Below are 23,916 nucleotides of genomic sequence, written 5' to 3'. Positions count from 1 at the left end.
TGATAAACCACCAAAAAGCATTCCGACCTTAACCGAACGCCTCCGTAGCCGTTTCGAATGGGGTATGTCGATCGACGTACAGATGCCCGATTTCGAAACCAGGTGCGCCATACTCGAAACGAAAGCGTCCCTGTCTGGAATCGAACTGGGCCGCGACACCGTGGAATACCTAGCCAACAATATTAAAACAAACATCCGCGAATTAGAGGGTGCGCTCAACCAGCTTCTTGCCTACGCGGAAATGCGCGGAGTCACCCCTGACATCACCACCGCCGAAGGCTTAATCGGTAACGTCCGCCATTCCCGCCCGCAACACGTCACCGCAAAACAGATCATCGACAAGACAGCCCGGCATTTCCAAATCGACAACAAAGAGATCTGCAGCAGCAAGCGTGACAAACATATCGTTGTCCCCCGCCAAATCGCCATGTATCTCTTGCGGAGCGAGTTGCACCTTAGTTTTCCAAAGATCGCCGGTGAACTTGGAAGAAAAGACCATACCACCGCAATCCACTCAGTTGAGAAGATTGAAAAAGCCATAAAACTTGATTTTCTTATTCGCGAACAAGTTGCCGAAATCCGGGAGAAACTATATGCGTAACATCAATGGAAAAACTGTGGATTACCTGTTAACTACCGCCCGTAAAACCTGCGTACGTTTGTCCCCCATTCTTACGTCCAGGTACTACGACAACCCGCTAGGCAGTGTACAAAGCCTACTTACCCCCAAACTTGTACCCATGTTTAAACCGTACATATCCCCACCTAAATTTGCCTTCTCACCCCTGGTTGAATACATTTTTTACCCAGTTTCCACAGCCCCTATTATTAACACCACTAAAGAAAAAATTGAAGAAAGGTAATAACAATGGAACTTACCGTAACCCAGGAAAATCTCGCAAAAGCACTAAGTAGCGCCGGACGTGTGGCTAGTAGTAAAGCTGGCCTCCCTATTTTAAGTAATATCCTTCTTCGAACGGACGGTAACCGGTTACTTGTGGCTGCAACCAACCTTGAAATTGCTTCAACCTACCATCTAGGGGCGAAGATTGTCACTCCCGGTGCAATCACAATCCCAGCTAAACTAGTCAGCGAGTTCATCTCTAGCCTTCCTAAGGGGAATGTTGAATTAAAAGTTAACGATAGCCACCTTCAAATTTCATCAGGCGGCTACTCGTCCGTTATTAATGGTGTTATTGCCGACGAGTTCCCTGAGCTTCCGACAATCGATGAGAAATCAGTTGTTCAGTACAGCATTAACACCGCTGATTTTAAACAAGCCGTCTCGCAAACGATTATTACGAGCAGTAACGACAGTACCCGGCCGGTTCTTACAGGCGTGTACTGGCATTCATTCGAGGGTAATCTATACCTAGCGGCAACTGACGGATACCGCCTGTCTGAGCGCCGTCTTGTGGAGACAAAAAGCGAAGTGGCGGCGATTATTCCCACCTCAACCCTGCAAGAGGTGCTTCGGACGCTAAGCGATGACATTTCAGAAGTTGATATGCTATTCGATGAAACACAGGTGCGTTTTCGGGTTGGTGAATCAGAAATCACCAGCCGCCTAATCGATGGCAATTACCCTGACTACCGCCAGCTCATACCGGCCACGTCAGAAACGGAAATTGTTCTTGATACGTCCGAATTCGTTCGGATTACCAAAATTGCCGGGCTCTTTGCGCGCGAATCAGGCGGAAGCGTGACACTCACGGCGGATCACGAAGCTGGAACGCTTGCGATTCACTCGATCGCGTCTGAACTTGGTGAAAACACCTCAAACTCTACGGCCGAGATATCACACGATGGCCAGGTAACCTTAAATTCACGATATCTTAGCGAAGCTCTTGCGGTGATCGATGGCGACACGGCCGTATTCCGTTTTAGTGGCAAACTTGCACCCTGTGTTTTAACGACTAAAACCGATGACGTAAACTACAAGCATATTATTATGCCGCTAAAAAGCTAGAGGAATATGCCTCCGATAAAAACTATTCGTGTGCAGAACGTCCGCGCTCATAAAGAGTATCAGCTTGATCTCTCCCCGAACGTGACGGTCATTACCGGTCCTAACGGGAGTGGTAAGACATCAATTATTGAAGCTATATACATTGCCCTTAGGGGGTCTTCTTTTAAAGGTAGTGATAACGACGTACTACGCCGGGATCTGAACTGGTACCGGATAGATGTTACTAACGACGACGAAGAAGTGAGAACGGTTAAGTTTGAATCTGAGCGTCAGACAGGCCGTAAGCAATTTGAAGTCAACGGGAAAACGCATTACCGCTTGCCACACCAACACCGGTATCCTGTGGTTTTATTCGAGCCAGATGACCTGCGTTTATTGAATGGCTCTCCGACGCGCCGTCGGCAATTCATAGACACTCTTATAGGCCAAATTGACCCAGAGTATGTAATAGCTATCAGGCGCTACGACAGAGCCTTAAAACAGCGTAATACGCTCCTGAAAACACAAACGGACGCGGATGCCCTATTTGCATGGAATATATCCCTCAGTAAGTACGGGGCGTATATTATATCTAAACGCCTTGCCTTTATTGATAGGATCCAACAGGAACTCGGCGACACGTACCGCCATATTTCACATACAGAGGATAAACTTGGTATTACCTACTCGCATCCCGCATATAAAGGATCTATCGAACAGAAACTTTTATCCGAACTTGAAACCTATATGGAAAAAGATAAAATCCTCGGTTTTACCTCGACAGGTCCTCACCGGCACGATGTGCTATTTGCCTTTAATGACTCCCCCGCGCTGCAGGGTGCATCCCGGGGTGAGATTAGGACTATTATCTTAGCGCTTAAGTTCATAGAAGTCGCGATTATAGAATCAGCGCTTGATAAGCGGCCGATTATTTTACTTGACGATGTATTTAGCGAACTTGATAAAACCCGCCAAGCGGCTTTAATTGATAAGTTTACTAATCACCAAACAATTATCGCAAGCGTGAACGCGGTGACCAAAAAAGGTAAGATTATTGAGTTAGCTGGTTAACGGCGTTTAGTACGCCCGCCGGAACGTCTTTGAACTCTGTGCTTGTTAGGGCAAGTTCGGGTTTCTGAACCACTTTCCAGGTGCCAGCTTCTTTATGGAGAATGATGCGGTAAAAATCCATTTCGTTGCGGGTATCGGTGTTTTGCGTAAGGATTGCCCCAAACCATTCACCGTGTCTGTAGAGTGTTCCTTGGTCGATTGAATAACTTTGAGCGATGAGCGGGAATGCCTTCTTGGCTGCCGCGGTGATCGCCGCTTGTTCGCCGGCAAGGGCTTTTTTCAAGAATTCAGATGAGTAATCCGGATCAAGGGTTATATCCAAACTATCACCTTCGATGCTAAATGGAATTTTATCTTTTGATACTTTTTCACCGCCAGGGATAATATAGTAGTTGCCATCCTGAAGTGATATTTCGCCAGCTGCCGTGAGTTTTTTAATTTCCTCACCCTTTTCCTTAAAGACGGTCGCGCCCGATACATCCGGGCTAAATGCTACGGATATTTTATGGAACGATGCAAAATAGATAATTCCAACAACTCCCGCGATAGCAATTAAGACAATGACAACTGCGATAATAATACGATTTTTCATAATGAGAATGGATTCTTGTAATTATTAAAGTTAATTTTGAAATCAGCCGGGTTATAGCCCCATTGCACTATCTGATAGATGGCTGCTTGGCGATACCCTTCACCTGCGTCGATCTCGAGGATGATTGATTCACCCGTCGGGTCATCCGGATCTGACCTGTAGCCTATGGAATAAAGGAGACTATCTGTCGGCAACTGTTTAACGATCGGGTTCTTCTCACGGAAAGATTCACCCTGTTTCTGTGCCGATTCGCCCGCCTTTGACTCTACCTCCGTGTAGGCATCCTGATTATCGGTAGCCCACTTGTTCGCTTCGTCCGATACGGGGGTGAGCGGTATTGGGATAGACTGACCTTCTAGTTTGTCTATGATTGATACGGTGCTTGAGAAGTCCGCAAATCCCTCTTTGGTAGCTTTAATTTTATACTGCCCTGCTTTTAGGTAGACCGTTCCGGGTGAGATTTTTTCATCATTCAGCGTTATACTGGCGCTGCTTGGCGCGGCGACAATGTTAACGGCAACCTTCCCCTGGTTGATAATCGTGGTATAGATAAAATAGCCAACAATAGAAAGCAGAACGATACCGGCAAAAACGAGGACTATTTTTAAGTTTTTTGATGTATTATTTTCCATAACTATGCCTTCTTCCTGAACCAGGTTACCGAACTTGATGTTGGATTTTCGTGACCGGCCATTGGTGCTCGCCAGCTACTACCACTAAAGCTTACTGATGCTGAGGCGACTTTACTGTCAAAACCAGGAATTGTTCCCGCCCATACGAACGTATGACCAGGACTAAAGGCAACATCCCCTGGCTGTAGCGTGGCGGCATTAACGTTGCTCCCGAGTGCCTGCCAGTTTTCAGATGCCCATTTCTCTTGGGAGGTTGTGTTACCACCCTTGGCGCTATAATTGTATTTTGGTTCGAATCCGCTATCGAACATTAGCGTAGTGACAAACCCACCACAGTCTACGCCGGGATATTCAAGTCCGCCTACGTAGCGACCCTCTGACTGGGCTTTTTTAATAGCTGTTTCGTACTCGGGCTTTTTATTCGTATAGACCGGAGGGTGATATTGTGGCCAGGCATACGCTAATATCGTTGCGGTAAGATCACCCCCGGTGAATGCTGCGCCGTCACTAGAACACTTTCCTGAAGTACCTGTAATTCTGACTGCGCTACCGTCGGGTGCTGCCTTGCCGGTAAGGGCGGTATATACTTCGAGTGAAAACGCGCCGCGTTGCTGTAAAACGAAGTCTGCCGTATCAGCCGAAACCTCGAAGTTATTGTGCCAAAAGACCGTCGCGTTTTCTATTGCCGTCCTGGGTTTGCCGTCTATGGTTTTCGCCACTTGTTCCATCATGGTCGTCCATTCATTGGCACCTTTAGTGCCAAATCCTTGTCCTGCGACTTTGCTACTCACCTTTCGCGCATTACTTTCTTGGTAAAGATAGCTAAGCTGGAAACCAAGATCGGAAACAGCAACCCCTTTGGCTAGGGCGGCTTTTTCCAGATTAGTTCGGCGAGGTCCGGTCCACTGCACAATACCATAGCCACCCCCACCACTTTCGGTGGCTGAAGGGTCAAACTTTTCACCAGCCTCTTGCCGGATGTTACCCATCAAGCCGGCTGCCTGCTCTTCGCTTAGTGCCCTGTCTTTAGGTAGGTTGCCATCAAGACCCCTAAGGAAGTTCCAGATTTTTGATCTGTTATCGTCACCAAGCAACTTTTCGCCGCTACCTGCGGAGTTACTGGCAGCCTTACATCCACCTTCACCATAGAATAGAACATCATTAGAAGAGTCATACGCTTGGTCGCGCGCCGCTAGGGCTTCAAGCGGTTGAAATGAGAAAATGGCAATAAAAAGTACAAGGAGTAAACGCCTAGGTATTTTTGATGATATTTTCATTAGTTTACTCCCTTAATGTAAGGTAGGCTTGATCTTGTAGCTGTATTTGATAACCAACTTATTCCACTAGGAACCAGTTCAAGCTGCCATGTTTGATTTTCCGTTCTTGTGTCGGTCGGCGTGTTTACTTCGACTGTCAAATACACGATGACACCAACAACCCCCGGCTTTCCCGTGTCGTACCAGCTTGTTTCTATAGGGGTGACATCACCGGTGCTATATCCAGGCGTGACGATAGGAGGCTGATCGGTAATAACGGGACTTGAGGATATGAAGAATCTCTTAAGACGATCCTGGCGGGCTACGGAGGTTTCGTCTGCCGGTTGGCTCACGTATGCCTGTGCTGCCTGTCTGCCATTTGCGAGCATGGATGCTTTGACTTCTTCGGAATACTCCGTGCCTACGTGATCAGTTCCGCTGTGTTCTTCGGAGTCTGAGTCGGATGGTTTTGGCTGTACGGGCTGTGGTGTCGTAGGGGTATTGTTCGCAGAAGGTTCGGGGGATTTGTTGTTTGCGATATTTACCACTAATAGGCCAATTACCCCTGCGGTAACGACTATCCCTGCTAGGATAATTTTCATACGAGTAGTCATTAGAACGAAACCCCCATTTTCTGCATGAATGCTGCCGGATCTATAATTGTCCCGTTCTGTTCTACCTGGAAATGGAGATGGTAGCCTGTTGAGTTACCCTGGGTTCCTACGTCCGCGAGTGGTTGCCCGGCTGTTACGGTTGCTCCCTCTGTTATTCCCGGCTTAAGCCCCGAGATATAGTAGTGCATGTATTTTGTTATGATGCCACTACCGCAATCAATGGTAATAATGTTAGTCGTCGAGTCATTATTGCCATTCATGCCTATTTTTCTAATCGTTCCATCGCAGGCCGAAGAGAAAACCCCTCTTCCTGCCAGGTCGATGCCCGTGTGGTTCGGACCAAAACGATTAGATATTCTGTAGTCGAATGTCGCAGGGGTTTTCCAGACACCGGTCGGAGTGACCGTTCCCGTATCGGTAGTTGGCGCGTCAGCGGCAACTACTTCGTCGTCCATGCCACCAATGACGGAATTATCCAGGTAGAATAAGGAGAACATTGTGTTTCTGTGTCCGTCGGGGCCGTTACCCTGGATACACTGTTCCCCGGTGTCGGAGTTTTCTTCCGTGTACGCGCCAATGGATACGCTCCGGTCAATACAGTTCTCGAGATATTTTCCGTACGGATTACTTTCATCAAGAGGATCTCCGGTGACAAGATCGGCGTATGGCTCCATGAATTTCTGTACTTCTTCCGGATCTATAGCTAATGCTTCCGCGCTCAGTCCATGCTTGATGCTGCACCCTGCGGTGGTCGCAATGTTTAGCGCGCGGTATTCACTGTCCGGACAAATCGTGAACTGGGCTGGGCTGTTGTCGATAGCTCGTGATACTGGGCTTATTAGTGATAATAACGAGGATTGCGCTACTCCTAGCGTACTCAATACTCCTCCTCCGACTGTCGATAATTTGCTGGAGTATGGAAGGAAGCTAGAAACAATCGATCCTAAGAATGTATTTTTACTCGTTGGATCAAACGGACTTCTCTCTAACCGATCGACGGCGGCATATTGCTGCTGGATATCCGCTGTAAGGTTGCCATAATCGGATGCCTGCTGAGGTGTGGTAGCAGGAAGCCCACGAGTTTGTGACGCGAAGTCGTCTGATGCGGCAGCACCCGATGACAGGTAGTTTCCTACCTCGTTACTGTTTTCTCCTCCATTAATAACCCGACCTGCTGCAATGGCAACCAGTTTTGGCGTAAGGGTCGCTATGGCAATCCCCAGGGCTATATTAACGGCAGTTTGTACGGCTATTCCCCATCCAAGGGTTGCTCCACCGGAGAAGAAGGCGATAACAGCACCCACGATTGCCGTACCGAAGATAATCGTTTGCCCCCAGCCGCTTTTAACAAATTTACAGGCAGCATCAACTTTTTCCGTCGTAGCATTGTTGCCACCAATAAACTGAAGGATGCTTCCGAATGTCGTGCCTTGCATGGTTTGGCCTACGACATACCTGAGGAGCTCCTCGTTAGTAGATACTTTCTCGGCGTCAGTATCGTTAAGTCCTCCTGCTGCATTATTACCCCCAGCACTTACGCCGTTTCCAGTGATATTGAGGTCAGTTCCCACATTGTTGCTCGGAAGGACGTTTATATCACCGTAGGCTGCGTTTTTATAAAGTCCGGCGTCAGTGGCGGTCTGGCCTTGGCTATTTGGACTATTCTGAAGTTTTTCACCCCAGAATTGAATGACACTTGGCTGTGCGGCAAGCGCCGTGATTGAATCTGCTGAATTCGCAAAGGAGAACCAGCCGCGTGCTAATTGTAATTTTCCAAGCCATTTACCAGCAAATGCCGCCGCCCGAATAATTGTATAGCCGCTACAAGCGCTATCTACGGCACCCAGTCCGAGCGCGGTAGAGGTAAGGATTTTTTTGAGTGAGCCCTTTGCTGTTGATTTACCTATGTCTTTCAGTTCTTTTTGTTTTTGAATCTCAAGATCGGCATCCGAGACATCTTTAAGGATATCGTTATATTTTTCTTCGGTAATTACCTCTGGTGGTGATTTGCTCGTGTCGTAAAAGGTCTTGTGGCCAGTAGAATCTTCTTGAACGTCAACGTTCGCTTTTATTCTGATGCCAGCGTCACCACTAGCCGCATCGACGAGCTGCTGGTTCATCTGTTCCTTCGATTTGCCTTCGCCGTCAATATTTCTTTCTTTTGTAATCTTGACCTTATCGGCAAATTTTTGGAATATCGCGTCACTAAATGCCGCGAATCTGGGATTATACCCCTTCATGAGGGCGCGTCTAAAGCTAGGATCATTCTTGACTGCCGCTTTGAGGTCTTTGGCGGCGTACTCCTTCCCCTCGTACGTAAAACTCTCGGCTTTCATACGAGTACCGAAAAGTGTCGTTTTGCCATTAACGGTAAACCCTGCTTTTTCTAACTTCTCGACCTGTTTGCTTGACATGGTCTTTAGCTTACAGCGAAGAGTGATTACGCCACACGAGCCGGAAGTGATGTCGTTATCGATCTTTTTTTGCAGGATGTAGATTGACCGGACATCCATCGCGGTTACCTGGTCGTTAAACTTATCGAGTAACGTATTTCGCATCTGTAGCAGCAGGGTCGCGGGAGAGAAAAGAAGCGTAAGAATTGACCCGCCACCCAAAATCGTACCGATTATGAGAATAAGCGGCGACCGTTTTCGAAGTCCTTTTATGAATCCACTAGCACGTCCGGATGATTTACCACCGCTGTCACCGCCACTAACCTTATTAGCCCAAGGTTCGTCTTCTTCGTGTTTTGCCTCTTGGATATTCGAGTTTTTTTCGTTAGAGCCTGATGTCGCTGATTCAGGATTGCCATCGGACTTTGCTGAATCATTGGGACGAGGCGCGTAGGTGGGAAATTGTTCAGCTGCATGTAACTCACCAGGATTATATCTATTATCCTGTTCTTCTCCTGAGTCGCCGTTGCTCTGGTCTTCTCTATCAGCCATAAACTGCCTTCATTATACGCTATATCCACCAGGATCCATGTAGCCACTATTTGCTGGGGGTTGATTGTCTGGTTGAGGTTGCTGTGCCGGAGCTTGGGGCTGAACTCCGCCGGGGTTGGTCGTAATAAGCCCTTGTTCGGTCTGGCTAGCAACGATTTGAATATGAACATGGCTTTGACCGGCAAAGAATAACCCCTGCCCTACGGGGAAGTTGGCGAGACGCTTTTTCTCTTCCTCGGTCAATTTAAATACGTCGGACAGGACGTCTACGGCGCTTGACGATTGCTTCAAAAGCAGCTGCATTGAAGAGTTGGCTACAATCGCTCGTCCCATCTTGCTTCCCATGAAGTCTTCGACGTCCTGCGTAATCGTCGTTAGTCCCAAAAAGTACTTACGGGCACGTTTGGCTAGGCTGAACAGGAAGTTTGCCGAATCATCATATTTCATCAGCTGCCATGCCTCATCCACGATGAGCATTCGCTTTCGCTGTTCGCTACGGGTAATATTCCAGATATGTGACAGAACGATGTACATGGCGACTGGACGCAGTTCGTCCTCGAGGTCGCGAATGTTGAATACCACCATGTGGTTATTGATATCTATATTTGACTGCTGGCTAAAGATCCCGGCAAACGTACCTGTCGTATATTTGCGTAGACGCTGGGCTAGCGCAGGACCAGTGCCACCCATGTGAAGAAGCGTGTCGTATAGGTCAGACACCGTTGGCGGTGTTGAGTTGTGCGTTAGCGGATCACTCGTGATACCAGCACGGGCATAGGTATCGATCAATCCTTGGTCGAGGTCGGCTTCTTCTGCTGGAGTAAGCGCTGCCATCAACTGTCCTGCAGCCGTCATCTGGCTTCCGCCTAGCATCAGGCGCAAGAGTCCATGAAGGGTGACAAGGTTAGCACGAAGCGCGTCATCGGCCTCGTCGCTGTCGATAACGCGGGGCAGGTCAAACGGATTAATACGGGTGTCAGCGTTCAGGCTAAGGCGAATATAACTTCCACCAACGGCGTCGGATAGTTTTTGATATTCGTTTTCCGGGTCAATGATTAATACGTCCGACCCGATCATCATGCTTCGAAGAGCTTCTAGCTTAACGGTGAATGACTTACCCGCACCAGACTTTGCGAAGACGACCATATTGGCATTTTCCAAGCTAAAGCGGTCAAATATAACCAGGCCGTTATTGTGCATGTTGATACCGTAGAGCACGCCTTTTTCCTGGGTAAGATCAGCCGACGTAAACGGAAAGCTTGTTGAGATGGCGCCCGTGTTCATGTTGCGGCGAATCTGCAGCTGGTCGGTCATTTGCGGGATTGTACTGTTAAGTCCCTGTTCTTGCTGTGATGATGCGACTTTGCTAAAGATCAGCTGCTGCCCGAACAGCGTCTCGATTTTGTGTTGCACGAAGCTAAGTTCATCTAGGCTGTCGGCATACAAGGTGACGTAGAGTCCGTAGCGGAAGAAACGCTCAGCGCCTACTTGCAGCTGGTCGCGCAGTTCCTCGGCGTCTTGCAGCGCCGCTTGAAGACCCGGGTCACGCGTCCGGCCCTTTTCGCTGTTGATCGACATTGACGCTTCAAGCTGAGTAACTTTTTTACGAAGGTTATTAAGCACTACTTGGCTTTCAACCGGATATACGAACATGCTGATATCGAGGACTTCATCAATATTGATGAGCGAGCTCAACCAGCCGGTGTAAATTTGCCTAGGATAGCCATAAATATATAGTGTCCGGCCGTACTTCGTGCCAAGGCGAAAGTGACTCGCGTGAATTTCAAGGCTGCTCGGTGCGATCAGATCACGAAGTGTCGTCATTCCCTTTAGGAATGCCTGTTCTACTTCGGCTTGTTCGCGGGCGCGTTGCTGGGCGGCAATATCAACTGGATCAAGTTTTTTTGCCATGATTACATGCCCCCTTCTTGTAGGTGTGGACGTGGCGCTTCACCCGTACCTTTTCTGACGTATGTCGAAGTTACCTTTTCGAAATCCCCTAGGGGTTCGCGAACGGCCGTATCGGGGTTGTACATATTATAATAAAGCTCACCTAATTCTTTGGTGTTAAGCTGAACGCTTTTGACGCCAAGCTGGAATAGTCCGCTCATGACAGAATCAACGCGGTTTTTAATTTCATCTTTTGCTTTGCCATACGAAACCTTATCGATTTTAGTCGCGGTTGTTTTTGGTTTTGAAAATAGTTTTCCAAAAATACCTTTACTTTGTTCAACGAAATTATTCAAATCCCCTGCCGGATAGAATGGGATCGCAATGAAAAAGCTCTTGTCCATAATATTTGCTTCTTGTGATAAAACATCGATGAAATTAATGTAGTCATCCATCAATACGTTTAGCAGCATGTTGTCTTGCGAACGACGGATCGTTACCAGCCGGTCAATGTAAGGCCCGATATCAACCCGCTGAGAGCGGATAAAAATTTGTATTGGAAAGTACAGTGCGTTTAGGAAGTTTTGATAGCTAAACTCAACGCCTTCGCGTTCGCGGGAACTCATCAGATCGAAGTTGATCGACTTACAGGCAACGACCGCCCTAAAGCTCCCGTCGCTCATAATCACCATGCCATCCCTTATTTCGGAGATAAGCAAACTATTCTGCGTCGTATTCACACTCGCAGGTTTTGGAGCTGTCCCGTTTGCAGTTTGCGCCTGTGGCGGCTGCTGAGGAGGAACACCCGGGGTGACGGCACCTATAGGCGCGGCCTGAGGTTGTTGGTTACTTGGAGGCACTTCCCACTCTTTTCCTTTTGACTTATGTATCTATTCTAACGCAAAGAGATAATAACTTCATCTTCTGGAAGTTTTTCTTCCTTTTGATGAATGCGGTTAGCTTCATGCGCAATTGTCTCGATAGATAAATCGGAGTTATTTGCAAGGTTTATTATATCAGGTGATACAACCTTTTCGCTAGTGATTGTAGGCGGATTTGGCGCAACGGGGGCAGGCTGCGGAGGAGCTGTTACGACTGGAGCTGCCTGGGCTGGTTTTGCTGGCTGACTACCGAGTGGGTTAATAACCGTCTGGTGCATCGAATTAGGATAAGGATTGAATGTTACTGAAGGATCTACGGCACTTGCTACAGGGGGTGTGGGCGTCAATGTAGCATACGGATCGGCAACTTGCGGGATCGATGCCTGCATTGTGGGCGGTTGTTGCATGCGCGCCATCATTTCCTGGTGTCGTTTTGCATCTGACTGACTAATCATGCTGTCAAATGACTGCGCTACGCCACCCGAACTATCTAGGATATCTTCCGCCTGCTGCGCTTCAAAATAGGCGTCATTTTGCATCGCGGTATCGACTGCTGGCGTACTGACGCCTCGAACAGCCCAACCTTGTGTGTCGACGATATCAGCTAGATAAGATAACCGTTGCTCGGCTTCGCTTTGAGACAGACTTTTAGACCGTTGAATTTCAACGACTTTTGGCGCAGTAATTTCGACGAGCGATTGAATACCATCGGGCTGCCACAGGCGTTTTCGCGGTTTTAAGTAAAACGATACGACTGCTGCAAGATATGTTTCCATTGGCTGGTCTTTTTTGAGCGGCAATGCTAACGCTCCAAAAAAGATAATTACCGGCAAAGGAATAATCGCAAGTGGAATAAATAATTGACTCAGTCCCCAGGCGAGCGCAATCGAAATCGCCGCGATGATCAAATAGATAAATTGGCGAAAGCTAAACGGCCCGATGAGCTTGTCGTCAGCTTCGACATCTTGGGGTACTTTATACACTGCCATTGTATAATCTATTCTAACCTATTTATGGCGTTCTTAGTCTATTCATAACAACGTCCAAAGAAGCGACCTGTCGTCTTTCAAGTGTAGGCTCGCGCTGTGGATCGGAATTTACACGGATGTTTGGGTTGGCAGGATCGGGATCACCGATTAGCTTATATAGCGAGGCGTAGGCGGCTTGTTTGGTCGGTACGTCCAAATGATCTAGTTTGCCACCATTGGCCATAGACACGAGGTGGTTCATTTCATCTACGTCCATACCAGCAAACTTCTCACCAGCACCCTTCTTGTCAGTAAGAAACTTAAGACTCATCTGATCCATCTTAGCCATACGCTGTTTCGATCCGTTAGGATTGAGTACGGGTTGTGTTATGGTTAGGTTATCAGCGCCCTTGACAGGATTTCCGGCCGCATCGCGTACGGGTTCCATCACCAGATCGGTGTAATCGCCAGAACCCATATTCGTAAGTTCTGATTGAGACATGCCCTTTGGTTTAAGTTTTGAGGACTTCCAACCAGACTGTGCCATTTGCTGAACATCTTTAATCTGATGCGCCCGGGCATTATCTTTATCATCCATTTCCGCACGTTCCGTACCGAGTTCGGCCACAAAATTGGCGAGATTCAGTTGTGTTTCAGAACGGCCATTTTCTGTTATTTCAAGCATGGCAGCGCTAAGTTCAGCGGTCGACATCTTCTTTGCGCCACCTGCTCTTTGATCTTCTTTAACTTTTGCAAGAATCTGATCACCATTCTCTCCTGAAGACCCGTACTGTCCCTTTATGCGTCCAACGTTCTCCATAAATTCTTTACGTACGGCATCTTGGGCCGCGGCCTTGATAGCTTCCTTGTCACCTGTAGGTCCAGCGATTTTTACGACGAAAGATGGATCGGTCGTTGCTCTTTCCGCCCTATAGCTTTGCTTTTCTTCAGCAAATGCTTTTTTAGCATTCGCAGCCTGATCTTCTTTTACTAACTTTCTTTGTTCGCCCCAGCCCGCACCTTTTTGGATGCCTATTTTTTGACCTACGAAAGCGGCGGTTCCTAGCGCACCCGACATAGCGCCACGGGTTCTTTTGAACCTGCTTCCCTCGTTGCCCCTAATATTCTTAGACGCCTCACGGAACATGTTTGTACCTCCTAGACGGCGAGTAGATGCTATGTCTTGCCGTTTATCACGGTAACCCTCGGCACCTTTTTTTAGACGGTCAAATGGTCCTTTATTCGGATTATTTACGATGCCGCCAAATCGGTTTAATAACCCGCCGGCGGTTTTCATGACTACAGGCGTGATCGCCAGTGGAAGGATGGCAATTAACGCGCCCATGATCTGGATTACGACCTTGTAGTCTCCGGACGCACTATTGCCTACGATCGTAGAAGCCAGTGCGGACGCCCCAAATATTAATGCGATGATCGGATACATTAATAGCAGTGTCTGGAATAAGCCCTTCCACTTATTGAACAATGATTCAGTATTAGGCAAGAGGTACGCGACAAATGCAAGCGGAGAAATGACGACAAGGAGGATAATGAGCGCCTGTCGAAGAGTTAGTACCAAAAATACCGTCACAATAGCCATGAGCGCAGCAACCAGTGCCGGTAGGAAGGCAGAAAGGGTGACATAGAAGGCTGCGCCAAGAGCGATACCGCCAGCTAATATAAAACCGGCTGCGCCCGCCCAGCCTTTACCTGTTGTAGCATCGCCAAAATTAGGGTCGGGCAGCTGTCCTTCAATATTGCCAAACAACCCGTACAGAGAAGACCCCGAAATATTTGACAGGTCTATTGCGATAGCACAGACCCAATACGAAATATTCACCAGTATCGCGGCTATGATCAGTCGGGGTAACATTTTTTTGATACCGTAATTACTCACACCTACGTTTGTAAGCTGGGAAAATATAATTATCAGAAAAGCTATAACAAACGCGACATTGGCAAAGTTACGCATGATCACCCAAGCGTTATATATGCCTGCCGTGTTGCCGGTTGTCATTAAGGGTTGAACAAGTAATAAACTTGCGACAAAACCATACGCACCGTCTACTATTTTGGCGAGGAAATTAGTCACCGGACAGACAATCCAGCCTATGCCCTCAACGGCACAGGTCGTTTTGTTTTCATCCCCCGTAGCGGCATTTGGATTCACCGCTTCCGTTAGCTTGCCTGCCGCAACTTTATCCCTGCAGAATTTTTGATCTGCTGACGTAAACCCATCTATATAGCTTTTTTCGCAGGCATTCCAGCCAGCAAGACATTCGCTTTGCTGCTTTCCGGCGGTCATTATACAAGCCTTAACCGCCTCACATCGGTTCCTATTTTTTTCAAGGTCCGTGCCCGATGTGTAGTACGTATTACAGTTAACGGATGCATAGGGTACCTCGGAACCATCATTCTGTGACGGACCGTTTTGCGTATTTGAAATGACGAAGCTTGTGTCGAGCGGCATAACAGGAATACCGCGACCACAGTTGCTATATACCAGCGATCCCTTGCTATTGTTCTCGGTTACGGTAATCGTGATGGTAGATTTACAACCATTTTCCGTGGTCTCGCCTTTATATATGTTACTAGTACCTTCTCGGATAAAAGTGACAATTCCGTTATTGGCTTTTCCTGAGGCAGTTTGAGGAAGATAGCCGTTCGTTCCCTCGATACGTTCAGCAGTTAACCAGTTGTACGTTTCGCCCGTAGCTGCTGCCGGAGGGGCACTAAAGATAACCGACAGGCTAGCGACGGTAATTATCAAGCCAAAAAACGCTAATAATTTTGTTTTCATAGTACTTACGCTAAATTATGCCGCATATTGAACAAAATGAAAAGCTCGCCATGTGGCGAGCTTTTCGAATTCATCTAATCTATGGTTAGTTAGCGGGTGTTTTGTTAGGTTCGGAAATATCCATACTAATAATTTTCCATGTTTCGGATCCATCAGTATTTTCTACTTTAGCGACAGAGATATCCCACCTGGCGATACTCTTGTCTACTTCCTCTGTAATACCCAGATCACCACCGGGTTCTGATCGCATTTTTCCTATCGCATTTTTATCACCGTTATCTTTGTAGGTAACTTTCGGTGCTACGAATGATGCAGCCCCGTCTACCTCAATTTGTTTATTCAGCGGAGAGTCAATGATGTAGATTCTTTTGTATTCATTAGCATCGGTATCACCTTTTGCTCGTCCTACTCCCCAGTTCCTAATTGTGTCGGCATGACCTTGGGTTTGTACTTCACTCCAGGACTTGGCTGAGTTTGCTGAACCAGGTAGTACTCGGGCGTCGCCGACTTTAATAATGGCATCACTGTAAGCGGCATCATAGAAGCTTGCTGCCGCGCGCCTTCCGCCTGTTATTTGTCCGGTGTTAGGATCAGTAAGCGAGTAAGTGTCATACCAACTATTTTCCTCAACTGTATTCCCTGAATTAACCCAGTTGTTTAGCCGGTCTTCTATAATCACGGATAGAGCTTCTTCAGAAGTTTTGTATTTTGCGGTGTCGATCTCGAGTACTTTTTGAGCTTCATCAATACCTTCGTATACTTTGCCGTCGAGAACAAACCAGAATTCTTCTGCTGTATGGGCTGTCTCCGCCTTGTAGCTTGCAACCTTAGCAGGATCTAGCTCGCTAAGGGGTACGCCGACCATCTTAGCATCAGGGGCTTGTTCAGAAGCACCTGGAGTTTCAATAGGAGTTGCAGCGGTTTCGCCGGGTGTTACGGGTGCAGTAGCGGTAGGTCCGACATGAGGCTCTGTGCTAGTGCTGCTTTTTTCACCGCCTTTAAGAACACCAAAGTATAAACCTGCTGCAAGGGCTGCAGTACCAGCGGCTGACCCTAGGCCAATGAGCAGACCGCGATTCCTGCGCGGATCTTTATCCTCTGCACCGTTAAATTTGTCAGGATCATCAGGACCACCGTTATTTGCCTCTGACAGTGGAGGTAGATTGTTTTTTTCAATAAATGGACCGCTTGATTGCTCATGAGTTCGGCGAAGATTCACATGCATACTTGGGTTTCCTTTGTGCGACGACGGCACTTAATCATGTTTGTTAATACTCATTACTATACATCATATGTGTAAAAAATGCAAGGGGTCGGTATTAAAGTCAAGACACCAGATGTAGTGTTTATGTTACACATAAAAAATGTAACATCTAGAGCAATATAAACTGCTTAACCTAGCTTAATTATCTAAAATATTGTTTATCATCACCAGACGAGTGAAGTGAATTCACTATTCTGGTGATGAGGACAGAGGAGCGGTGAGACTCTTCTGCACTCATCACCTTGCGGGGTGTGTGTAGCGAGCCTTACTTCGAGCGAGCGGCGTAGTTTCGTGTCGGATCGATGATCCAACCCGGCCTCCACTTCTTTACGCCTTTGTCGGCGAGGACCGCAGCTACGATCCTGGAATCGCTAATCAGGGGGCATCCACTGGGGAAATTCCTCCGTAGTCTTGCTTTGTCGCCGCGATCCTTCTCGTCGTAGATGTAGAGACCCTGAAGGTCGGTCTTGCCGGTGAGTCCCGGGTATTCAGCCCAGTCCCCGTCCTTGATATGCAGAATCCCGTCACGAATAAATCGGACGATCATCTTTTCTGCCCCTTCGCGCTGTTCGTCGTCAGACTGAATCTGAACAGCACATCCCTTCAGAAGGTCGATGCAGCCGTATCCGGTCGCCTCGGCGATCTCGTAGTTCAGGCGGAAAAAGGCTGCCTCGTCAATCTGGCGAGCTCCACGTGGGTAGACACGCACGAGATCGACCCAGTCAGCTCTCTTGTGCCAAGGAAGCAAGAATTGCTTTGCGCCCTGCGCTTCAACTTCCCTGATTCTCTCGCATATCCTCTCTAGGAGGACTTTACGTGCATTCTCCGCCGTATCGTCTTTGTCGTCGATAGGAGGAGGCCAATCACTGGAAGTGGCCACCAGGACTCCTCTGTCTTGTTAAGGGGTTGTTCGAATAAACGAATAACCTTGCTCACGGGTGTAAGCAAGGTTATTATACTATTTTATTAGATATAAAGCAATGGCCCTACCAAGGGATTAAGAGAACCTGGCTTTTTCCTCGGGCGTTACGTTTTCTGGAACTGTGTCCAAAAGCGTTTGAAGTTGGTGGCGAACATTGTCTTTAATGCGACCCTTATAAAGAGGATCATTAAGGGCTCTCCACGCGTGGTTACTAAAGCCTTGAACCTGGGCTTCGATGTGTCCGCGTAGTTCGGCGTCCATATGCATCGTGTTACCGTCATGAGCAGCAAGTGCCGCCTCGACATATGTTTGGACTGCGTCTACGTCGATGTCAGCTAATACGTCAGGTGCGATCTTACCTTTGGCGATAGCATCCTGAGCGGCGCCCTTGGTGAACTTATCAGGAGATGTGAAATACCCGGATTTTATCTGATCTAGAACAGTTCCACCCGCGAAGCTTGTCTTCCTGCTTAAGCCGGCTTTAGCCCAGGCAGATGCAACCGTGGTTCGGTAGTCGTACAGTTCCCCACCAGACATGCTTCCGATTTCGATAGCATATTTAACGGGACCTTCGGTGATCTGCATCTCAATGGCTGCATCGCGGGCATACATGTCGTCAGCCTTGAAGGTACGGCTAGTTCCAGTGTCGTCCTCCAACGTGATGGCCTCGCCTTTGATAAACTTCTGAAGTTCCTTAGAATCCGGGTTGAAGTGCCGCCACAATTCTGAGCTCTCTGCAGATCCCTGGCCAAAAGCTTTACGTTCTTCGCTAATAGCATACGCAACCGCGCTGTTCGCGCCAAGTTCGCCACGGACACCACCGATGCGTACTTGTTGGTCGGCGTCGCTTTCTTTGATATCTTTGTGTTGCATGCTACTGAGTGCCCTGTCGGCATTTTGCTTGCGAAGGGCTTCGCGGGTAATTTCTAAAGCAGTATCCTGAGTATTATTAATGATGTCGACCATTGACGGTGAAATATTGCGGCCAAGGGAGTTGAACGCTGCGGGCCGGGCTCCATATTGCGCTTCGGTATATATTGTATCCAAGTGCTTCTTGGCCTGCTCGGCCTGGTCGCCTGTTAAACGAACCTGTAATTCTTTTTCAAGCAGTTTGGCATTGACGCTAACAGTGTCGTTCCAGTGTTTATCGTGTTTGTGTTCAATAATTTGCTTATCTTGTTCAAGCCCACGGTTAATCTCGTCAATCCTGCCATAGCCCTTTTTGCCCTCTGATCCATGGAAAATATTGTCCGCTGCCGCATCGTTGGATTTTTTCAGCTCCTCGCGGAAGCGTTGGCCTTGGCGTATGCGTCGTCCAGTCCGGCTAAATACGTCGTTATATTTATTGTCACGGTTACCCATAACCTTAGAAGTGTACTGGTCGCCTCTTTCACCTGCCCATTTGCGGGTGCGATCGATAAGACCTTTGTTCGGGTTGTTAACCATGCCGGCAATCTTGCCGAGTAGCGATCCGCTAAATCGAACAATAAGTGGCGTAATAACTACCGGCGCTACCTGGACACCCATTCCTAGGATGACAGTAATAATAGAATCGGCATTCTGAATAATTGCCGTTCCAGCAAGTTGTGACCCTCCAAATATAATCGAGAAAATCGGGAACATAACAAGCATTGTTGTAAATAATTCACGCCATTTTTCAAAATACTTTTCAGTATTTGGTAATAAATAGGCCACGAATGCCAAAGGCGCAACGATGACCAGGATAGTAATAATTGCCTGGCGGGCTGCAAGCACTAATAGGGCGATAAGCGCAGCGGTGATAACACCCAGTAGGATAGGCAACAACATAAAGATTGAACCTGGGTTAACCAAGAGCGCGGCTATCCCAATGCCACCGGCTATGCCTCCGGATAATACTATGGCTGCAATGGATTTCCAGGATATAGACCCAACAACACCGCTGCCTTCAACCCATCCATTCCCTTCAGTCCCGACAATACTATTACGGATACCAATGAATATGTCCTGGATAGAGTACCCGGCAATATTAGAGATATCGATAGCAATAGCACAGATCCAATAGGATATGTTCACCAAGATTGCCGCGATGATAAGTCGCGGTAACATTTTCTTGATCCCATAGTTTGTAAGCCCGATGTTTGATATTTGCGAGTAAATAATAATCAAAAACCCAATCACGAATGCGACATTGGCAAAGTTACGCATGATAGACCATGCGCGGTAGAGTGCGTTTTCTTGATTGGTCTGTACGGGCCTGACGGTCAGGAAGCTACTCAGTATCCCGTAGAGTGAGTCCATTGCGTTTGCCAAAGTGTTCGTAACTGGACAGATGACCCAGCTTAATCCAGGCGTGTCACGGTCCATTTTACATGAAGATGTTCCGGGGTTTGTTGTTTCTGCTGGCGGCTGAACCGTTAAGCTAATAGCTTTGGCAGCAGTTGCCTGGTTGTACGTACTTGGGGCGACATAATTGTAGGTAATGTAGTTTGCGGTAGTGGCTTTCGGGGGGTCAACTCCGTCTGCAAAGTAAATGACATGCGCTGTGTGAAGCCCGGTGCCAGCGCTTGAGAGCGGGGTTTCCAAGTAGAGGTATTGTACCGCTCCGGGTAGCGTGGTGCTATATGCACTGTTGCTTCTATCTATTTTTGTATACTGCTGGCCACCGTAAGTGATAGAGTCGCCGCTCCATTGGGCGTCTGCTGCGTGAGCTGTTGGCGCCGCGACAAAAATGTACAGAAAACACGTCACTAAAAGTACAGCGACACATGTCAAGATTTTCCGTCCCGAAAATTTACTGAACGGATGTGCAATACGCAGATCCCACATAACTCTGCTATCCTACCACTTTACAGATTAAAAGTCAAGTAAAAGCAAATGTTAAAACACTGTATTTTTGACAGCTTTATTTGGCGAAATACTTGCCCTTGTAGTGGTTTTATCGTATTTTATAGGTAGACATGAATCATATAAAACAAAAAATAAGTTTCCTCATATTTGGCCTTGTGTTGGGCACTGGTGCTTTGGTCGGAGCACCAGCGACTGCAAACGCTGCTACTTCTTCTTGTGGAGGCGTTACAACATCAATTATCAGTTGCCCACAAAAAAAAGGCGCTACTAAAGCAGAGGATAGTGCCGTTTGGGGTGTTCTCCTGATCGTCCTAAACATTATGACTGCCGGAGTCGGCATATTGGCTGTCGGGGGTATCGTATACGGGTCAATCTTATACGCAAGTGCCGGTGACAAAGCAGAACAAACAAAAAAAGCCATTACCGTTATTACGAATGTGGTGATCGGTATAGCAGCGTTTGGACTGATGTACGTGTTTCTTAACTTTCTGGTACCTGGCGGAGTATTTAACTAAAGGATATGAGTATGATGCAAAAAATACGAAACTGGAGTGCCGCGTTACTATTCGTAGCGACACTTGGTGGCGCAACGATGACCGTCGCGTTGCCGCAAACAACGGTTGCCGCATGTAGTGATCGCCTTTTGACCTTCCCTGCCTGGTACAAGGGCATTCAAAATGCGGACTGTACGATTAAAAATCCAAACGACTCAGGGGGAATCTCTAAGTTTATCTGGACTATTGTCCTTAACGTCATCGAACTAATGCTTCAGCTTGTCGGATATATAGCCGTTGTCTTTATTATCATTGGTGGATTTAAGTTTTTGACGGGTACGGGAACACCGGATACGGTTGCAAAAGCCCGAACGACGATCCTGAATGCGATTATCGGACTTGTTATTTCGATTTTCTCGGTGGCAATCGTTAACGTCGTTGCAGGAACGCTTAAATGAAAACGATGCTTTTTTACCTGTTGGCCGCCAATGGCAAGATCGATCCTAACCAGATCGGACTTAAGAATCCTGTTAAAAACGCAGACACGGCTCTTCAGGCAGTTCTGAATACCGTGTACATATGGGCGGGTATTATTGCTGTCCTTGTCATTATTATTGCCGGTATTATGTATTCCGTATCACAAGGTGAACAAGCTAAAATAACCCGCGCTAAAGATATGATCGTTGGTGCCGTCATTGGGCTTGTGGTGATTATGATGGCATTCGTGATAACACAATTCGTGATAGGGAGATTTTAAATGAAAAAAATAAAACAATTAATTTTAGCGTTCGCAATCGTTACTGGCGTTGGTGCGATGACGTTACCGGCTGCACCGGCACTGGCTGTTAATGTATTCGATTCGTGTGCCGGAAACTCAACAGCGGCCGTATGTAAGTCGCAAAAAGATAATGCGACACCTATGATAAAGATTGTTATCAATCTTCTTTTGACTGCCCTGGGAATGATCTCAATTATCATGATTATCATCGGTGGCGTCCGTTATACGACTTCCCAAGGTGATTCGAGTGGGATCAAATCAGCAAAGGATACTATTGTATACTCTGTCGTAGGGCTAGTTGTCGCTATTCTGTCGTACTCAATTGTCAACTTTGTATTAGAGTGGTTTTAATAGGTTAAATAAGGAGAAAGAAAATGAAGAAAATAAAATTAGGATTACTGTCGCTGTTCTCGGTTTTCGCACTTGCCGGCGCCGTACAAGTATTTCAGGGTAGTACGGCCTATGCAGCAGCCTGCGCAAACCCTAAAGCGTGTATCCAGCAAGGTTCTAATGATGTGGGTGGTAAGGGCGCAACAGATCTCGGCGCTCGTATCAAGACCATCGTTAATATTTTGTTATATGTTTTAGGCGCAATTGCAGTAGTCATGATTGTTATTGGGGGTATCCGCTACACCACCTCGAACGGTGATTCTAGCGCTATGACAAGTGCGAAAAATACGATTTTATATGCGGTTGTGGGGCTCGTTATTGCTATTCTGTCTTATTCCATCGTTAACTTTGTCCTCGACGCGTTTAATTAAGCAAAACTCTTAACAAAACAGGTTGCATCTGCTATAAAATAGGTAGAGTAATCCTAAGAAAGGAAAAACAATGAAAAGTATTATTAAGAAAAGTCTACAGAGCTTGTTGATCGTCCCTGTACTTGCACTTGGTGTTAGTTTTGCGGGTGGTGTCATTAGTTCTCCGGCTGTACAGGCGCAGGCCGCCGATTGTACTACCGACCCCTCTGGTGGAATTGCCGGTGGTGCTGGATGTGCCAAGACTGAGGATCAACAGACAGATCTTTTTGGACCAACCGGTGTCTTTAAGATCGTTACCAACGTTCTTCTGTTCATCATTGGTGCTATTTCAGTCATCATGCTGATCATCGGTGGTATTCGCTACGTTATATCAGGTGGTGACAGTGCTGCCGTTACAAGCGCCAAGAATACTATTCTTTACGCGGTTGTCGGTATTGTTGTGGCTATTCTGGCCTTTGCACTTGTCAACTTCGTTATCACAAGCTTTAGCGCTTCTGCAGCTTAATAGATACCTAGAGTTTGAATCTACGTAAATAGCACCCTGGGAAACCAGGGTGCTATTTTATTGCAAATGTACTTCCCCTTGTTTCGACAATTAAAAATAGCCCTCTCGCTAGGGCTATTTTTAATACTAGATGAATTACTGGATAGTAATTTTCTTGGCTTGTTCTTGTTTGATCTTACCAAAGCTGATTGTTAGGACACCGTCTTTTAGGACAGCTCCTACTTCATCTTCTTTGACGGCTACGGGAAGTGCTAACGTGCGGCTAAATTCGCCCCAGTAGCATTCTTGAATGTGCCAGTTGGTCGCATCGGTGTCGTCTCCGCTCGATAGCGTGCCGCTAATCGTTAGGATACCGTCACTTATGCTTACATCAAGATCTTCTTTGTTAACGCCAGCCGTGCGGGCTTTAACAAGTAATTTGTCCTCAGTTTCATATACGTCCACTGCTAGTTGGCCAGGAAAGTCTGCTGAATCATCCTCTTCCCAACTACTGTCATCCACAACGGGTGCGGCGGCAGGAGCGTCCTGCTGTGCTAGGTCGTCGTCGTTTAAAAACGCGGCGGCCAGCTCATCTTCGATCAAAAGATCGTCATTTTGTTTACGGGCCATGATATCCTCCACTTTTCTCTAGGCTCTATTGACAAATAGTCTCTTCAATTATAACCAACATGTACAGTATAATCAACACAGCAAATGAGCAAAACGTAAAAAGTACAATGATAAACGCTCTTCTCTCCTGCCTGGCTCCACACCACTGTTGTAGGTA

General features: G+C 47.2%; 22 protein-coding genes. 9 read left to right on the top strand and 13 right to left on the bottom strand.

The window, feature by feature from the left end:
• From VK497_01770 to recF, 3 genes are all read left to right on the top strand, one after another.
• The coding region (locus VK497_01770) for a helix-turn-helix domain-containing protein (GenBank protein HMI09107.1) at nt 1–601 on the top strand (601 nt) is incomplete at its 5' end.
• 267 nt (nt 602–868) lie between these two features.
• Entirely contained in the window at nt 869–1,969 is a 1,101-nt protein-coding gene (gene dnaN, locus VK497_01765; protein ID HMI09106.1) for a DNA polymerase III subunit beta, read from the top strand.
• Between the two features lie 6 nt (nt 1,970–1,975).
• Nucleotides 1,976–3,019 (top strand): DNA replication and repair protein RecF, encoded by a 1,044-nt coding sequence (recF, locus tag VK497_01760; GenBank protein HMI09105.1) that lies wholly within the window; start codon nt 1,976–1,978, stop codon nt 3,017–3,019.
• On the opposite strand, the gene VK497_01755 is transcribed toward recF, so the two are convergent.
• The 12 genes from VK497_01755 to VK497_01700 all read right to left on the bottom strand — a co-directional run bounded on the left by VK497_01755 (nt 3,000) and on the right by VK497_01700 (nt 20,513).
• Nucleotides 3,000–3,611 carry a hypothetical protein gene (locus tag VK497_01755; protein HMI09104.1) on the bottom strand — a complete coding sequence of 204 codons (612 nt, stop codon included), beginning with the start codon at nt 3,609–3,611 and terminating at the stop codon, nt 3,000–3,002. The two genes, recF and VK497_01755, sit on opposite strands and share 20 nt — an antisense overlap.
• Complete coding sequence (locus tag VK497_01750; protein HMI09103.1) at nt 3,608–4,243, bottom strand: PEGA domain-containing protein; 636 nt, start codon at nt 4,241–4,243, stop codon at nt 3,608–3,610. Before VK497_01750 ends, VK497_01755 begins: the two co-directional genes overlap by 4 nt.
• A 2-nt stretch (nt 4,244–4,245) precedes the next feature.
• A complete protein-coding gene (locus VK497_01745) occupies nt 4,246–5,520 on the bottom strand; it encodes a phage tail tip lysozyme (GenBank protein ID HMI09102.1) in 1,275 nt (424 codons plus the stop codon).
• Nucleotides 5,520–6,101 (bottom strand): hypothetical protein, encoded by a 582-nt coding sequence (locus tag VK497_01740; protein HMI09101.1) that lies wholly within the window; start codon nt 6,099–6,101, stop codon nt 5,520–5,522. The genes VK497_01745 and VK497_01740 overlap by 1 nt, the downstream gene beginning before the upstream one ends.
• Before the next feature lie 11 nt (nt 6,102–6,112).
• Nucleotides 6,113–9,058 (bottom strand): M23 family metallopeptidase, encoded by a 2,946-nt coding sequence (locus tag VK497_01735; GenBank protein ID HMI09100.1) that lies wholly within the window; start codon nt 9,056–9,058, stop codon nt 6,113–6,115.
• 12 nt (nt 9,059–9,070) lie between these two features.
• A complete protein-coding gene (locus tag VK497_01730; GenBank protein HMI09099.1) occupies nt 9,071–10,969 on the bottom strand; it encodes a DUF87 domain-containing protein in 1,899 nt (632 codons plus the stop codon).
• Nucleotides 10,970–10,971: 2 nt separating this feature from the next.
• On the bottom strand, nt 10,972–11,808 hold the full coding sequence (locus VK497_01725; protein ID HMI09098.1) for a hypothetical protein: 837 nt from the start codon (nt 11,806–11,808) through the stop codon (nt 10,972–10,974).
• 35 nt (nt 11,809–11,843) lie between these two features.
• A complete protein-coding gene (locus VK497_01720) occupies nt 11,844–12,818 on the bottom strand; it encodes a PrgI family protein (protein ID HMI09097.1) in 975 nt (324 codons plus the stop codon).
• 22 nt (nt 12,819–12,840) lie between these two features.
• Entirely contained in the window at nt 12,841–15,597 is a 2,757-nt protein-coding gene (locus tag VK497_01715) for an MFS transporter (protein HMI09096.1), read from the bottom strand.
• An 85-nt stretch (nt 15,598–15,682) separates the two neighbouring features.
• The gene (locus VK497_01710; protein HMI09095.1) at nt 15,683–16,822 is read right to left on the bottom strand and encodes a hypothetical protein; all 1,140 of its coding nucleotides are present in this window, start codon (nt 16,820–16,822) and stop codon (nt 15,683–15,685) included.
• A gap of 304 nt (nt 16,823–17,126) precedes the next feature.
• On the bottom strand, nt 17,127–17,741 hold the full coding sequence (locus tag VK497_01705) for a hypothetical protein (protein ID HMI09094.1): 615 nt from the start codon (nt 17,739–17,741) through the stop codon (nt 17,127–17,129).
• A 117-nt stretch (nt 17,742–17,858) separates the two neighbouring features.
• Nucleotides 17,859–20,513 carry a hypothetical protein gene (locus tag VK497_01700; protein HMI09093.1) on the bottom strand — a complete coding sequence of 885 codons (2,655 nt, stop codon included), beginning with the start codon at nt 20,511–20,513 and terminating at the stop codon, nt 17,859–17,861.
• Nucleotides 20,514–20,722: 209 nt separating this feature from the next.
• On the opposite strand from VK497_01700, the gene VK497_01695 reads away from it, so the two are divergent.
• From VK497_01695 to VK497_01670, 6 genes are all read left to right on the top strand, one after another.
• A complete protein-coding gene (locus tag VK497_01695) occupies nt 20,723–21,127 on the top strand; it encodes a hypothetical protein (protein HMI09092.1) in 405 nt (134 codons plus the stop codon).
• Nucleotides 21,128–21,138: 11 nt separating this feature from the next.
• The gene (locus tag VK497_01690; protein HMI09091.1) at nt 21,139–21,564 is read left to right on the top strand and encodes a pilin; all 426 of its coding nucleotides are present in this window, start codon (nt 21,139–21,141) and stop codon (nt 21,562–21,564) included.
• Nucleotides 21,561–21,863, top strand: coding sequence for a TrbC/VirB2 family protein (locus VK497_01685; protein HMI09090.1), 303 nt, complete (start codon nt 21,561–21,563; stop codon nt 21,861–21,863). Before VK497_01690 ends, VK497_01685 begins: the two co-directional genes overlap by 4 nt.
• Nucleotides 21,864–22,235: a hypothetical protein gene (locus VK497_01680; GenBank protein ID HMI09089.1), complete on the top strand. Its 372-nt coding sequence runs from the start codon at nt 21,864–21,866 to the stop codon at nt 22,233–22,235.
• Between the two features lie 23 nt (nt 22,236–22,258).
• Nucleotides 22,259–22,645, top strand: a complete 387-nt coding sequence (locus VK497_01675; GenBank protein ID HMI09088.1) for a pilin — start codon at nt 22,259–22,261, stop codon at nt 22,643–22,645.
• A gap of 70 nt (nt 22,646–22,715) precedes the next feature.
• Nucleotides 22,716–23,150, top strand: coding sequence for a hypothetical protein (locus VK497_01670; GenBank protein ID HMI09087.1), 435 nt, complete (start codon nt 22,716–22,718; stop codon nt 23,148–23,150).
• A 135-nt stretch (nt 23,151–23,285) separates the two neighbouring features.
• Here VK497_01670 and VK497_01665 read toward each other — a convergent pair whose 3' ends face one another.
• Nucleotides 23,286–23,759, bottom strand: coding sequence for an Hsp20/alpha crystallin family protein (locus VK497_01665; GenBank protein ID HMI09086.1), 474 nt, complete (start codon nt 23,757–23,759; stop codon nt 23,286–23,288).
• Nucleotides 23,760–23,916 lie beyond the last annotated feature (157 nt).

The sequence above is a fragment of the Candidatus Saccharimonadales bacterium genome, from assembly GCA_035317825.1.
In the GTDB taxonomy this organism is placed as follows: Bacteria; Patescibacteriota; Saccharimonadia; order Saccharimonadales; family Saccharimonadaceae; genus DATHGB01.
This window is presented reverse-complemented; position numbering and strand designations above follow the sequence as displayed.